Below are 13,439 nucleotides of genomic sequence, written 5' to 3' on the forward strand. Positions count from 1 at the left end.
ATCGGCTCTTTCACTGTCGCCTTACGCCTTGGCCAAGGCGATAAGCGTTTCGAGAATGGTTGTGAGATGCGGGCGTAGCCGGTCGGCTTTCGCCGGGTCGTAGGCGAATGGCGCTGCCTCGCTTTGCAGATAGGCGGACTGGGCCAGTTCCATCTGGATCGCGTGGATGCCCTGATCGGGACAACCATAGTGGCGCGTGGTCCAGCCGCCTCTGAAACGGCCGTTGAGAGCATGGGTATACCCTTCGGCTGCGGCGCAGAGATCAACCGTCGCCGCTTCCATCACTGGCGCGCAGGTCACACCGCCATTGGTGCCGATATTGAAATCGGGCAGCTTGCCTTCAAAAAGAAACGGGATATTCGAGCGGATGGAGTGGCAATCATAAAGCACGACCACGCCGTGGAGCTTGCGCAATCGGTCGAGCTCGGCGGCAAGCGCTGTATGATAGGATGCGTGATAAGCCGCGAGTCGGGCCTGAAGCTTTTCCGGATTTGGGAACCGATCCTCTTCATATAGCGGCAGGCCGTCGAAATCGGTCTCCGGGCAAAGGCCCGTAGTGTTCTGGCCAGGGTATAGGCTTTGTCCGCCGGGATCCCGATTGGCGTCGATAAGGTAGCGATGGAAGTTGGCGCGAACGATGGTCGCCTGCGGGATCAGACCGGCGTAGAGCCGGTCAATATGCCAGTCGGTATCAGCAAGAGCGCGGCCGGTTTCGTTTAGCGCGGCTCGCGCCCCGGCGGGAAGCCAAGTGCCGGCATGCGGCATGGCGAGTACGAGGCAGCTATCCCCACGAGAGACGGTGACCGGCTCCATCATGCAGCCTCGAGGCGGAGCTGGTCACTAATGCCCGCGACCTCGGCGATCTCGCCGGTACGTATCAGATTGGCCGCAAGGGTAAGATCGCAGGCTAAATATCTGTCCTGTTCCAGCCGTTTACAATCGCGGCGCAGCCGGGCGATGACCGCTTCCAGAACCTCACTAGACCGGAATCCGGTGCGGCACTCGATCCCTTGGGCAGCACATAGCAGTTCGATGCCGAGGATCTGCATCAGGTTTGTCGTCATCCGCATCAGTCGTCGCGCACCGTGGGCGGCCATGGAGACATGGTCTTCCTGATTGGCGCTGGTCGGTGTGGAATCCGTTGAACAAGGGTTCGCCAAATGCTTGTTTTCGCTCATCAGCGCGGCCGAAGTGACCTCGGCGATCATATAGCCGGAATTCAGGCCGGGGTCGGACGCAAGAAACGGAGGCAGGTCGAAGGAAAGGGTGGGATCGACCATCAATGCGACACGGCGCTGCGATATCGCCCCGATCTCTGCCACCGCCAAGGCGATCTGGTCGGCGGCAAAGGCGACCGGCTCCGCATGGAAGTTACCGCCCGAAACGATTCCTCCTTTCGCGGTCAGAACCAGTGGGTTGTCGGTAACCGCATTGGCCTCGACCTCCAAAGTTCGGGCCGCCTGTCGCAGGAGATCGACCGCCGCACCCGTGACTTGTGGCTGGCAACGGATGCAATAGGGGTCCTGGACCCGTTTATCGCCCTCCAAGTGGCTTTCGCGGATCGACGATCCCTTCATGAGTAACCACAGGATGGCCGCCACGTCGATCTGTCCGCGATGGCCACGCAGGGTGTGAATTTCGGCTTCAAATGGTGCGGTCGATCCCATTATCGCGTCGGTCGACAACGCACCGGTTACGATGGAGGATCTGGCGGCGGTCCAGGCCTCAAACAATCCGGCCAATGCATAGGCGGTGGAGAACTGGGTGCCGTTGATCAGCGCCAAGCCCTCTTTCGGGCCGAGCACGATAGGCGCCAGTCCGGCAGCGGCCAGTGCCTCCGACGCGGCGATGATTTTGCCTCCGTGGACGACCTCCCCTTCCCCGATCATCGCGGCCGCCATATGCGCCAAAGGGGCAAGATCGCCGGATGCGCCGACTGAGCCTTGAGCGGGCACTACTGGCAGAATATCCGCCGCCAGCATTGCCTCGATCCGCGCGAGGGTCTCCCAGCGTGTGCCTGATGCGCCACGGCCGAGCGACAGCAGTTTCAACGCCATCATCAGTCGAACGACCGGTGCAGGCGTCGCCTCTCCCACGCCGCAGCAATGAGACAGTATCAAGTTACGCTGCAAGCGGGCGGTGTCCTTTGATCCTATGCGGATGCTGGCCAGCTTGCCGAAACCGGTATTGACGCCATAGATTGCCGCGTCGCCATCAGCGGCCTCGGCCACCCGTTCCGCTGCTTTATCAACGGCGGAGCGGCATGCGGGGTCAATCTCCACAGATGCATTGGCAAGGTAGATCGCGGCAAGTTGGTTCAGCGTCGCCGCGCCCGGGGTCAGCATCATGAAAAATCTCCGCCAAAGATGCGCCGGTGCAGCGCGTTGAAGCCGATGCGGTAGGAAAGTTCTGCCGGATCTGCGACGTTCCAGATCGCCAGATCGGCCCGTTTGCCCGGCGCGATCACGCCGCAATCTTCAAGGCCGAGCGCCCGCGCAGCATTGCGAGTAGTACCAGCCAGCGTCTCTTGTGGGGTCAGCCGAAACAGGGTCGCGCCCATATTCATTGCCAGCAGGATAGAGGCGAGCGGCGAGGAGCCAGGATTGCAATCGGTGGCTAAGGCAATCGGCACTTTTTCATTGCGCAGTAGATTGACCGGCGGAAGCTGCGTCTCTCGCAGAGTGTAGAACGCGCCGGGCAGAAGCACCGCGACCGTGCCGGACTGCGCCATGACGGTCACGCCGGCGGCGTCGAGATATTCGAGATGATCCGCCGAAAGCGCTCCATGTCGTGCGGCCAGTGCCGCGCCGCCAAGGCTGGACAACTGTTCGGCATGCAGCTTGACTGGCAGACCTAGACCTTGCGCCTTATCGAAGACCTGCTCGATTTCATGGGGTGCAAAGGCGATGCTTTCGCAAAATCCGTCGACCGCGTCGACCAGCCCCTCGGTATGCGCCTGTTCAAGCCCCGGTAGCACGACGCGTTCGAGATAGGCATTGGGGGACCCTTTGAACTCCGGCGGAATGGCATGCGCGGCAAGGTAGCTGGTGCGAATGCGCACCGGCCGTTCGTCAGCGATCCGCCTGGCAACGCGCAGCATCTTGAGTTCATCGGCGACAGTAAGGCCATAGCCGGACTTCACTTCGATCGTGGCCACTCCTTCCGCAATCAGCGCATCAACCCGGGTGAGTGCATCTGCCAGAAGGCTGTCTTCATCTGCCTCGCGCGTGGCCATTACGGTGGAAAGGATACCGCCGCCGTTACGCGCAACGTCCTCGTAGCTGGCACCATTCAGCCTCAGTTCGAATTCCTGCGCACGGTTACCACCGAAGACCAGATGCGTGTGGCAGTCGATCAAAGCTGGGGTGACGAGCCCCCCGCCAAGGTCCTGTCGTGCATCCCTGCCGAAGGTGGTAGGAAGCTCTGCTTCGCGGCCACACCAGAGGATTTTACCGTCTTCGATTGCAATCGCAGCTCTGTCGATGAGGCCGTAAGGGATACTGCCCCGCACCATCGTCGCTAATCGCGCGTTGACCAGCAGCATATGACCCTCCTCGACTCTTGATAAATTACCGTTATTGATATTATGTATGCACATATTATCTTGTCAATGGTGTTAATCATGCAGCATATCTGGGCAAATCAGGCTCTGGTCGGGGGGCAATGGCGGCAGTCGGTCGCTGTCGAGATTGACGAAGACGGTCGGATTTCCGCCGTTACGTCTGATGCTCCACGCCTCGATACGCGGGTTGATGTGCTTTTGCCTGCGCCGGCCAATTTACATTCCCATGCCTTTCAGCGGGCGATGGCCGGGCTGACCGAACGACGAGGCCCTGAAGGCCGCGACACCTTCTGGACCTGGCGTCAGCTGATGTTCCGCTTCCTCGAAGAACTGACGCCAGAGGATATTGAGGCCATCGCCGCCTACGTGCAGATGGAGATGATGGAGGCAGGCTATGCCTCGGTTGGAGAGTTTCACTACCTGCATCACCAGCCCGATGGCACACCCTACGATGATATCGGCGAGCTGTCGGCCCGGATCGCCGCCGCGGCCGAGCAAAGCGGAATCGGTCTCACCTTGCTGCCGGTGCTTTACGGCCAGGGCGGATGTGACGGGGCACCGCTGAGACGAGGTCAGGCCCGGTTTGGGAACCGGTTGGAACGCTTTGCCAAGCTATATTCTCGGGCCGAAAAGATCGTCGACACGCTCTCTTCCGATAGCGGGATCGGCGTCGCCCCACATTCTCTCCGGGCCGTGAACCGAGAGGAATTGGCTGATGTAATTTCACTGGCGACCGAGGGGCCGCTGCACATGCATCTTGCCGAGCAAGTCGCCGAGGTGGATGAGGTGCAGGCAGCCTATGGTCAGCGCCCGGTGCACTGGCTGCTCGATCACCATGAGGTAAGCTCGCGCTGGTGCCTCATTCATTGCACGCAGATGACGGAAACTGAAACCGTCCGCCTGGCTCGAACGGGGGCCGTTGCGGGTCTCTGCCCGATAACGGAATCGAGCCTCGGTGACGGAATATTCAATGCCGCCGGGTTTCTTGCCGAGGGCGGGCGCTTTGGCATCGGGTCGGACTCTAACATCCGCATCGCTTTATCGGAGGAACTCAGGACGCTGGAATATTCCCAGCGATTGCGCGACCGACACCGGGCGATACTCAGCAGTGCTGACCGGTCCACCGGCCGGCTGCTCTTTGATGAAGCGGTACGCGGCGGAGCGCAGGCGCTGGGGCGCCGATCAGGCGAAATTGCCGTTGGGCACTGGGCCGATCTCCTGGCGCTGAATACCGAGGCGGTTGACCTGGAGGGCAAGGCGGGGGATACGCTGCTTGACGCTTATGTTTTCGCAGGCGACGACCGGATGGTGAGCGATCTTTGGACGGCAGGGCGCCACATGGTTCGCGAAGGCCGCCACGTAGCGCGCGCTCGGATCGAAGCGACTTATCGAAAGGTCGCGACCTCCCTCCTGGAGAGGATATGACGGAAAACAGTACGAATTCCTGGCGCGGTGTTCAGGCGGAACTTCTGCGCCGGATCAACGAACGGGAGTGGCTGCCTGGAAGTGCCGTGCCAAACGAGGCCGATCTGGCTGAAGAATTTGGCTGCGCACGGACGACCGTAAACCGGGCCATGCGCGAATTGGCCGAGGCCGGTCTCTTGGACCGCAGGCGCCGAGCGGGGACCCGCGTGGCCCAGCACCCTACTAGTCGGATCGTGCTTGATATTCCGATCATTCAGCTTGAGGTGGAACAACGTGGCGCCGAATGGCGGCATGCTCTGGTTGAGACGGCGATTACCGTTCCGCCGGTTGGTGTCAGCGGAAGGCTGGGGTTGAAACCGGAAACCACAATGCGGCATGTCCGCAGTCTGCATTTCGCCGATAACCAGCCGTTCTTACTAGAGGACCGTTGGATCAATATCGACGCCATCGCGGGGGCCGAGACGGCAGATTTTGCAGCGATGAGCTCCAATGAATGGCTGATTCAGAATGCACCATATACCAGCGGTGACATCGCCTTCTCGGCCACAAATGCAGATTCCGAGCTAGCGGAACTTCTCGAAGCAGAAGCGGGCTCTGCGCTCTTTACCGTAAACCGGATTACCTGGAACAAGGACGTGCCAATCACTTCCGTGGTCCTTTTTTACGCGCCTGGATATCGGATGATCAGTAGAATTTGATGTAGGCACCGGGCCTCGACGCCAAGTTCGATTTGTACTTTCAATAGTGCCGGCGGACAATTTATTATGGCGCTATGGATGAGACATTCACCGATAACTCACTTACCGATCTGGTCCTGGACGGCGAAGGTCCGCCCTATCAGCAGATCGAACGAGCGATCCGGAACAAGATACAAAGCGGGGCATGGCCTCCGGGGCACCGTCTTCCGACCGAAGAAGAACTGGCGGCGCATCTGGGCGTATCGCGTTCGCCTCTGGTAAAGGTCTTCAAGAATCTCGTGAACACCAAGGTGATCACGCGCCGACGTCGCCACGGCACATTTGTCAGCGAACGCAGCGACAATCATGCGGTAATCGGTGTCATCGATATCCGCCAGATCATCGAAAGCGCAGGCAAGAGCTATAGCTTCCAGGTGCTGGAGCGGCGAATAGTCTCAGGAAAGGAAATTGCAGTCTGGCCTGAGGTCAGCTCTAAAGAACGCTTGTTGTGGATTGCCCTCGTGCACAAGGCAAACGATATTGGCGAAGTTTTCGAAGAGCGGCTGATTCAAATTTCCGTGGTGCCTGAGGTTGAAGACGCATCCTTTAACCGCGATCTGCCCAACGAATGGCTACTGGCGAGGCTGCCGAGCACCCGGCTGGTCAATACCGTCCGCGCCGCCATGCCGGAGCGAAGGATCGCTCAGGCGTTGGGGCTTGCCGCGGGAGAGCCGGTACTCGTCTCCGAACGCCGCAGCTTTGCCAATGATGATGCAGTCACGTGGGTGCGACTGTCCTTTCCTGGCTACCGGCACGAGTTCACAGGCGAATTCAATCCCCTTCTGCCGGTTGAGAATTCAAGCTGAACCCCTCGTGACTGGTGCAGCGAGACCGGCCAGTGCATCACCCGGAGCCGTCAGAACAGGAAAGCGGCGAAAGATCACAATCCCGCCGCTTTGAAAGCGAAGCGTTTCAGACGGTCTCGTGACATCATCGAACCCATGAAGATGCCCGGCGATCTCTCCGGCTTGAACCTCCTGCCCGACTTTCACACAGGGTTCGAACAGACCATTGGCGGAAGCGTAGACGGTCATAACTGGCGGGAGCATGCGCAGATGCCGCGTCCGCTGCGGATCGGGCGCATCCAGTCCAGGCGCGATCCGCAGGTCGCGCAGCACCCGCCGTACTCCTGCCTCGCCTAGGGTCACGCCCGCTGGCGACAGGCCAGGCCCGCCGCCTAACTCGGTGGTCATCGCCGCAATGCCATGAGCGTTGGCACTGGCGTACAAGGTTGTGGTTCCGCCTCCGCCGCGCCCGTCGGTCAGCACGGTATTCGGCGCTGCGAAGCATTCCAGCAGCCTGTCGAGCCGTGCGGATTGCTCTGCCGTGCGACCGCGATGAGCAAATGCCACGGGAAGGTAATCAAGGGAAGAGCCGCCGGAATGCAGGTCGATCGCATAATCGGTGAGCGGAAATAGCACTTCCGTGATGTATTGCGCGATCATCGCCGTTGGCCCGGCATCGTCACTGCCGGGAAACAGCCGGTTCAGGTTGCCGCCGTCAAGCGGCGAATTGCGGCGTCCGGCTATCACAGCGGGCTGGTTTAGCGCAGGCAACACGATGACCCGCCCTCGAAGTTCTGTATCGGCAAGCGTACGGATCAACCGCCGTAGAGCAATCTGGCCCTCATATTCGTCACCATGTGTCCCGGCTGTCAGTAGCAGCGTAGGGCCTTCGCCTCCGTTAAAACAGAGCATCGGCACGGGCAGCCAACCATAGGCGGACGTATTCGACGAGTTCGGCACACGCGCGAAATCCGCCTGGAACCCCGGCTTTTCAAAATCAATGGATGTCCAGACCTGACTGCTCATGACGTTTCGCTGTGTCCTATTCCCGCATCGACTGGATTTCGTCCAAAATATACGCCCAACTGCGGATGCTTCGGTGCAAGCGTTCGGTATCGTAATGCTCATCCGGCGCGTGGATTGCGTCACTTGCAAGGATGAAGCCCAACACAATGCAGTCGATTCCCAGCACGTCACTGAACATCTCTGCCAGCGGGATCGAACCGCCACTGCCTTTCAGGATCGTCCGAGTGCGCCACTCCCGTTCCATGCCGCGGGAGACGGCCTGGACAAAGGGATTTTCCGGCGACATCGCCAGAGCCCGGCTTCCCTCGCCGCCTTCGAACTCCACCCGGCACCCCTCAGGTATCCGCAATCGGATGAAGTCGCGGAACCGGTTTCGAACGGTCGCAGGCTCCTGTCCGGCCACCAGTCTAAACGAAATTCTAGCGGTGGCTGAGGCTGGTAACACCGAGCGTTCCCCTGGTCCCTGATTGCCTCCGGTTATCCCGTTGATGTCCAGAGCTGGGCGCCCCCAGATCGCCTCCAAGGGCGTGTAGCCGTTCTCGACAATCCCGCCCCGCAGATCCGCCGATTCCAGATGGTAGGATGCTCTCGACAGACTTTGCCACTGTTCTCGCAACGCTACAGGAATATCTTTCACATCGTCGTAGAAGCCATCGATCGCGACGCGCCCCTCTTCATCATGCAAGGCAGAAAGCAGACCCGAAAGGATGCGGATCGGATTGGCTGCCACGTTGCCGAAATATCCCGAATGCATGTCGGGGTTGGGGGCGTGAAGCGTCACTTTCTCATGTAGCAGGCCTTTGAGCTGAGTGGTCACGGCGGGTTGTGTCGGCGACCACATGTCGGAGTCGCAAATGAAGGCGACGTCACAGGCCAAATCCTCTTTGTGCGTTTCGATAAAGGCGGGAAGGCTGGCGGAGCCGGATTCCTCCTCCCCTTCCAGGAGGATCGTGACTGGCCCGGGAAAGCATCCATGCACCAGATGCCAGCAGCGCAGCGTCTCGATAAAGCTCCAGAGTTGGCTTTTGCTGTCCGAGGCGCCACGCGCATAGATACGGGTGATGTCGCCCTCTTTCACCAGCGTGGGTTTAAAGGGCGGGTAAGTCCACTGGTCTTCCTCACCCACGGGCTGCACGTCGTAGTGACCGTAAAACAGCATGCGCGGGCCCCGCCCCTCATCCTCCGCGCTGGAATGGGCGAGAATCAACGGGTGACCTTCCGTTACGACCACGCGTACGTCGAATCCCATACCCGACAGCTTTTTCTTCAGCCAGTCGGCAGCTTCTGCGATCCCGGCGGAGCCAGCAGGATCGCTTGAGATTGAAGGAATCTCCAAAAGTTGGACGAACTCGGCCAGTGTCTGTTCCCGCTCGGCGTCAATGCGCGAAAGGACGTCGTTAAGGTCGCTCATGGGTCTGCAGTCCCTTTCGGATCAATCAGTATCGGTCTGGCTAATTCTCAAACGGGTTCGCAATGCTCAGATTTTAAATCCGTAGTCCCGTTCCAAGACGGCCTTCAGATCTTGTAGGTCCGCTCCGCTCGCCTTGAATTGCATCGGTTCGTTCGGCTCCTTCAGACCGGTGGAACAGCCCATCAGGACGATAGGCCCTTCAGTCTCGAAACCCTCGATCTGATCGAGTGCCGCCAATGACGCCCCCGAGGATACCTCCTGCCACAGGCCCTGCCCTGCCAATCTTCTGTGAGCCGTCTGTGCCGCTTCGTCATCAACGAGCAACGACAGGCCGTCGCTCTCGTGAAGCGCAGCAATGGGGCGGTATCCGTTCACCGTGGTCGCTGTGCCGAGTTGGATTGTTGGCCCAGGCGCAACGGTTACCGTCATCTTACCTTGCTCTAAAGCATGATGGACCGGCCCGCGTGCAGCAGGCTCGACCGCCACCAATTGTGGTAATCGGTCGATATGGCCCAGCAGGCGAGCCTCCCGGAACCCCTTGTAGATTCCGTAAAGCATTTCGCCATAGCCGGTAGGCACAACAATGGCTGCAGGCGCGACCCCGTCCAGATCTGCCAAAATCTCGTAGGCGATGGTCTTGTAACCTTCCGGTCCCCAGGGATGGCCGGTATGGGCAGGGGTCAGGTTGCTGACAGGGTACATGCCGGGCAATTCCGACAATGCACGCATTGCGGGCCATCGGTCGTCTGCCTTCAGGAAAACAGGGAAAGCACCATAGCCGAAAAGCATGTCGCGAAAGGCTCCGCTGACATCGGGCATAGTCAGAACGACACAGTTCAACCCGCCCCGCGCGGCCATCGCCGCCGCCGACACACCGTGATTGCCGGACGAGGCCACAATGATAGTCTTCGCTCCTTCGAAAAGCGCGGCGCTAACCGTAAAGATGTTGAGGCGGTCCTTGTGGCTCCATGTCGGGTTGCGGCTTTCATCCTTCATCAGGATACGTCGGTCGGCCAGATGCGCGGGGGCAAGTGTGGAAACATCCACCAGAGGCGTGCCGCCGACAGGCATGTCGGCCCTCGGATGACGGGGCGGTAGCAGTTCTTCCCAGTCGGTCCATGTGCTGCCGCGCCTGAAAGTCGCGTCGCGAACACTTCCGTAGTCGTAGTCGAGCTCCAGCGGGTATTGCATGGCTTCCGTCGCGCTGGCGGGGCATCCGCTAAGAAGCGCAGGCAGAAGCGGGTAGTCTTTTGCATCGGCCGCCAGAGAGCGCTGCACCGTTGCCAGAGAGCGAGTTTCGAAATGCAGGTTCATAGGGGTGTTTCCATATATCGGTATCGTTGCCGGCGCCGTTCGGAGCCGATCCGCCTCCGCCGTCATCTGACGACCTGATCAAGAAACTTCCGCGTCCTTGCCTCTCGGGGCTTGTCGAAGAATTCCGCGGGCGGCGCCTCTTCGACGACCTTTCCCTGATCCATAAAGACGATCCGGTCGGCGATGCCGCGGGCAAAGCCCATCTCATGGGTGACGCAAATGATCGTCATGCCGTCCCGCGCCAGATCAGCCATCGTATCCAGCACTTCGCGCACCATTTCCGGATCGAGCGACGAAGTCGGTTCGTCAAACAGCATCACCTTCGGTCTCAGGCAGAGTGATCGTGCGATTGCCACGCGCTGCTGTTGGCCGCCGGACAGTTGCGATGGGTATTTGCGTGACTGTTCGGGGATGCGCACCTTTTCGAGTTGCGCCATGGCGATCTTTTCAGCGGCTGCACGCGGCACCTTATGAACCCAGCGCTGCGCCAAAGTGCAGTTGTCCAGCACCGTCAGATGCGGAAACAGATTGAACTGCTGAAACACCATGCCGACATTCTTGCGTACGGCGTCCAAAGTCCGCGCTTTCTGGATCAGCTCTTGCCCGTGAACAGCGATTCTGCCCTTCTGAAAAGGTTCCAGGCCGTTGATGCAGCGGATCATCGTCGACTTACCGGACCCGGAGGGACCGCAGACAACGATCCGCTCGCCAGGCATAACCTTAAGATCGATATCGTCGAGAACCTGGAAGGGTCCGAACCATTTGCTCATGGAAGAGATCTCGATGGCCGGTGCCGGTGATCCTTCGGTCATGGTGATGATCTCTTGTTCGATGTGAGTATGGTGGCTTGGCTCATTTCTGATCCGCAGTTTCGGCGCCGCCGACGGCGATCATGTTGAAAAGGGAGGAAAGGATCAGCCGGGTTACGACCACGGTGCAGATATAGATTGCGCCCGCGATCAGGAGCGGCTGGTAGATGTCCAGCGTTCGCGCGCGGATTTCATTTGCGTAACCCATGATGTCCATGACCGTGATCGTGAATGCCAGGGCCGTGGATTTGCACAGCAGGATCACCTCGGTCGTATAGGGCGGAAAACCGTTGCGCAGCATTGCGGGTAGAATAGCGACCCTGAAGGTTTGGAAACTGGAAAGGCCGAGCGATCTGGCCGCCTCCACCTGTTCCTTGGGTGTTTGGTAATAGGCGCCCCGGATGATTTCCGAGGTGAAGGCCATTTCCACGAAGGCAAGACAGATGATGGCGCACCAGTAGGGACTGGCGAAGACTGTCCAGAGCGCGGTCTCTCGGATGAACGGCAGCAGGGGAAAACCGTAATAGACCACATAGAGGATCAGTAGAAGCGGAACGCCACGAATGCAGAACATCAGGCTCCAGACGGCGCCGGCCAAAACACCGGGAAATCGGATCTGAAAGGCCGCGACGATGGTTGCCGCCACAAAGCCGATGACGAGTGAGATCAGGAAAAGACTGAGCGTGGTCGTCAGGCCTTGCAATATCTCGTGGAGATAGCCGAGAAGCACAGTCATTGCGCACCTGCCCGCGCGCGGCTTTCAAGATAGGCAAAGACCCTTGAGCATAGGATGGCGAAAATCACGAAGATGGCGATGGCGATGCCGTAGAAGACAAAGGGTGACCCGGTGGATCGCGCTCCGATAGACGCCGTTCGAACGATGTCGGGGATACCGATGACGCTGAGTAGCGCAGTCTCCTTCATGCTGATCAGGCTGAGCGAACCCAGATGCGGAATGATCTTTCGGTAGACCTGAGGCAGGATCACCAGGACGAGTGACTGAACCCTGGTGAAGCCAAGCGCTTGTCCGGCTTCGAATTGACCTTTCGGAATGTCAGCCCAGCCCGCTTTGAAGAGTTCGGTTGCGTAGGCGCCGAGTACGATCGAGGTTGACATGATGGCCGGGACATAGGCGTTCAATCGAATGTCTGAGCTCCCAGGCAAGCGATTTAGAAGGCTCTGGATGGCGCCATCGAGCGAGTAGAAAATAAGGATTAGAAGCAGAATGTCCGGCAAGCTGCGGAAGACGTAGGTGTAGAGGTTCACCAATGACGCGCTGCCACGAAAGTCGTTTCGGGACAGGAGCGTACAGAGAATGCCGATCAGGATGCAGAAGACGAAACTGAGTGCTGCGACTGTCAGGCTCGTGCCGATGGCTCGGAGAAACTGCAGACCCCAGCCGGATGTCAGATAGTCAAGCAAGCGCGTTCAACCTTCCCGGATCGCGGGCCGGACAGGCCACAGCCAGGCTTGCCGACTGCGACCCATTTTCCTGCCGGTCTCGTCCAATTCCACTCGGGGAAAAGGTTATTCGTAAACGGGAATGCCCCACTTGGCGGAGAGCTTCTTCCAGGTCCCGTCGTCTTTCATCTGTTGCAGGGCTGCATTGAACTCGTCGCGCAGGGCCGTGTCTTCCGGACGGAATGCCATGCCAACACCCTCTGACACAGCGACCGGGTCGCCGATCTCTACAAGATTGGGACCTTCGCCTTCGCCGCCCGTAAAGGGCTCGACATCGCCGAAAACCGCGTTCACACGGCCAATTTTCAGGTCTGCGATTAGCGCGTCCATGGACGGATAAAGCTGCAACTTGGTGTCGGGATAGTTTGCTTCGAGGTATTTGGCATTCGTCGTTCCCTGCTGAACCCCAACAGTCTTTCCGGTCAGGCCTTCCGGTGTCGTCTCCAGCTCGGTCCCCTCGACAACGCCGAAGAAAGAGTAGGTCCGCGCATAGGGCTCGCTGAAGACCACAGTCTTGCGGCGCTCCTCGGTGATACCCATTCCGCCAATGATGACGTCGAACTTGTCGGCCATTAGAGCAGGTATGATCCCGCTCCATTCATTCGTGACCCAGCTGCAATTCGCGTCGATGATCTCGCAGATCGACGTACCGATATCGATGTCGAATCCCTCCAGCGTACCGTCCGCCTTGGTCATATTGTAGGGTGGGAAGCCACCTTCGTTGGCCAGAACCAGATCGCGCGCCTCGGCGAAAGATGTTCCGGATACCGCGGCCATCAGGCCTGCAACTAAAGTTAAAACCGTACTTTTCATGGATGGAACTCCTGTTCAGGTTCGCCGTCATCATTTGTAACTACAAATAGATTGTCGGCAGCAGTGCTGTTTGTCAACGGTGAAGTTTCGATAGTC

13 protein-coding genes and 1 pseudogene are annotated in these 13,439 nt (G+C 59.2%); 4 read left to right on the forward strand and 10 right to left on the reverse strand.

Annotated elements, in window-relative coordinates:
* Positions 1-21 precede the first annotated feature (21 nt).
* Genes hutG through hutI form a run of 3 tightly spaced genes read right to left on the reverse strand, consistent with a single transcriptional unit; the run spans position 22 to position 3,544 of the window.
* Positions 22-813, reverse strand: a complete 792-nt coding sequence (hutG, locus tag NIM86_RS13990) for an N-formylglutamate deformylase (protein ID WP_253383263.1) — start codon at positions 811-813, stop codon at positions 22-24.
* Positions 813-2,348, reverse strand: coding sequence for a histidine ammonia-lyase (gene hutH, locus NIM86_RS13995; protein ID WP_253383043.1), 1,536 nt, complete (start codon positions 2,346-2,348; stop codon positions 813-815). The genes hutG and hutH overlap by 1 nt, the downstream gene beginning before the upstream one ends.
* Positions 2,345-3,544, reverse strand: a complete 1,200-nt coding sequence (gene hutI, locus NIM86_RS14000) for an imidazolonepropionase (protein WP_253383045.1) — start codon at positions 3,542-3,544, stop codon at positions 2,345-2,347. The genes hutH and hutI overlap by 4 nt, the downstream gene beginning before the upstream one ends.
* Positions 3,545-3,622: 78 nt before the next feature.
* On the opposite strand from hutI, the gene NIM86_RS14005 reads away from it, so the two are divergent.
* From NIM86_RS14005 to NIM86_RS14020, 4 genes and pseudogenes are all read left to right on the forward strand, one after another.
* Positions 3,623-4,987, forward strand: a complete 1,365-nt coding sequence (locus NIM86_RS14005) for a formimidoylglutamate deiminase (RefSeq protein ID WP_253383047.1) — start codon at positions 3,623-3,625, stop codon at positions 4,985-4,987.
* A pseudogene (locus NIM86_RS17275) lies at positions 4,984-5,184 on the forward strand (GntR family transcriptional regulator); the annotation flags it as partial. The gene NIM86_RS14005 and the pseudogene NIM86_RS17275, both read left to right, overlap by 4 nt.
* A gap of 9 nt (positions 5,185-5,193) precedes the next feature.
* The gene (locus tag NIM86_RS14015) at positions 5,194-5,685 is read left to right on the forward strand and encodes a UTRA domain-containing protein (RefSeq protein ID WP_253383264.1); all 492 of its coding nucleotides are present in this window, start codon (positions 5,194-5,196) and stop codon (positions 5,683-5,685) included.
* Positions 5,686-5,759: 74 nt separating this feature from the next.
* Positions 5,760-6,530: a GntR family transcriptional regulator gene (locus tag NIM86_RS14020; protein WP_253383049.1), complete on the forward strand. Its 771-nt coding sequence runs from the start codon at positions 5,760-5,762 to the stop codon at positions 6,528-6,530.
* On the opposite strand, the gene NIM86_RS14025 is transcribed toward NIM86_RS14020, so the two are convergent.
* The 7 genes from NIM86_RS14025 to NIM86_RS14055 all read right to left on the reverse strand — a co-directional run bounded on the left by NIM86_RS14025 (position 6,522) and on the right by NIM86_RS14055 (position 13,343).
* Positions 6,522-7,535 (reverse strand): succinylglutamate desuccinylase/aspartoacylase family protein, encoded by a 1,014-nt coding sequence (locus NIM86_RS14025; protein WP_253383051.1) that lies wholly within the window; start codon positions 7,533-7,535, stop codon positions 6,522-6,524. The two genes, NIM86_RS14020 and NIM86_RS14025, sit on opposite strands and share 9 nt — an antisense overlap.
* Positions 7,536-7,551: 16 nt before the next feature.
* A complete protein-coding gene (locus NIM86_RS14030; RefSeq protein ID WP_253383053.1) occupies positions 7,552-8,946 on the reverse strand; it encodes a M20/M25/M40 family metallo-hydrolase in 1,395 nt (464 codons plus the stop codon).
* Positions 8,947-9,012: 66 nt separating this feature from the next.
* Positions 9,013-10,260: a pyridoxal-phosphate dependent enzyme gene (locus NIM86_RS14035; protein ID WP_253383055.1), complete on the reverse strand. Its 1,248-nt coding sequence runs from the start codon at positions 10,258-10,260 to the stop codon at positions 9,013-9,015.
* Between the two features lie 62 nt (positions 10,261-10,322).
* A complete protein-coding gene (locus NIM86_RS14040; protein ID WP_253383057.1) occupies positions 10,323-11,072 on the reverse strand; it encodes an amino acid ABC transporter ATP-binding protein in 750 nt (249 codons plus the stop codon).
* Between the two features lie 40 nt (positions 11,073-11,112).
* Complete coding sequence (locus NIM86_RS14045; RefSeq protein WP_253383059.1) at positions 11,113-11,805, reverse strand: ABC transporter permease subunit; 693 nt, start codon at positions 11,803-11,805, stop codon at positions 11,113-11,115.
* Positions 11,802-12,491, reverse strand: a complete 690-nt coding sequence (locus tag NIM86_RS14050) for an ABC transporter permease subunit (RefSeq protein ID WP_253383060.1) — start codon at positions 12,489-12,491, stop codon at positions 11,802-11,804. The genes NIM86_RS14045 and NIM86_RS14050 overlap by 4 nt, the downstream gene beginning before the upstream one ends.
* 105 nt (positions 12,492-12,596) lie before the next feature.
* Complete coding sequence (locus NIM86_RS14055; protein ID WP_253383061.1) at positions 12,597-13,343, reverse strand: transporter substrate-binding domain-containing protein; 747 nt, start codon at positions 13,341-13,343, stop codon at positions 12,597-12,599.
* Positions 13,344-13,439 lie beyond the last annotated feature (96 nt).

Origin of the sequence: Notoacmeibacter sp. MSK16QG-6 (assembly GCF_024158145.1) — a bacterium.
Taxonomy (GTDB): domain Bacteria; phylum Pseudomonadota; class Alphaproteobacteria; order Rhizobiales; family Rhizobiaceae; genus Notoacmeibacter.

Excerpts from the sequence above, each read along its gene's own strand:
- hutG (WP_253383263.1), bottom strand. The coding sequence starts at position 813 with ATGGAGCCGGTCACCGTCTCTCGTGGGGATAGCTGCCTCGTACTCGCC.
- hutH (WP_253383043.1), bottom strand. The coding sequence starts at position 2,348 with ATGATGCTGACCCCGGGCGCGGCGACGCTGAACCAACTTGCCGCGATC.
- hutI (WP_253383045.1), bottom strand. The coding sequence starts at position 3,544 with ATGCTGCTGGTCAACGCGCGATTAGCGACGATGGTGCGGGGCAGTATC.
- NIM86_RS14005 (WP_253383047.1), top strand. The coding sequence starts at position 3,623 with ATGCAGCATATCTGGGCAAATCAGGCTCTGGTCGGGGGGCAATGGCGG.
- NIM86_RS14020 (WP_253383049.1), top strand. The coding sequence starts at position 5,760 with ATGGATGAGACATTCACCGATAACTCACTTACCGATCTGGTCCTGGAC.
- NIM86_RS14025 (WP_253383051.1), bottom strand. The coding sequence starts at position 7,535 with ATGAGCAGTCAGGTCTGGACATCCATTGATTTTGAAAAGCCGGGGTTC.
- NIM86_RS14030 (WP_253383053.1), bottom strand. The coding sequence starts at position 8,946 with ATGAGCGACCTTAACGACGTCCTTTCGCGCATTGACGCCGAGCGGGAA.
- NIM86_RS14035 (WP_253383055.1), bottom strand. The coding sequence starts at position 10,260 with ATGAACCTGCATTTCGAAACTCGCTCTCTGGCAACGGTGCAGCGCTCT.
- NIM86_RS14040 (WP_253383057.1), bottom strand. The coding sequence starts at position 11,072 with ATGACCGAAGGATCACCGGCACCGGCCATCGAGATCTCTTCCATGAGC.
- NIM86_RS14045 (WP_253383059.1), bottom strand. The coding sequence starts at position 11,805 with ATGACTGTGCTTCTCGGCTATCTCCACGAGATATTGCAAGGCCTGACG.
- NIM86_RS14055 (WP_253383061.1), bottom strand. The coding sequence starts at position 13,343 with ATGAAAAGTACGGTTTTAACTTTAGTTGCAGGCCTGATGGCCGCGGTA.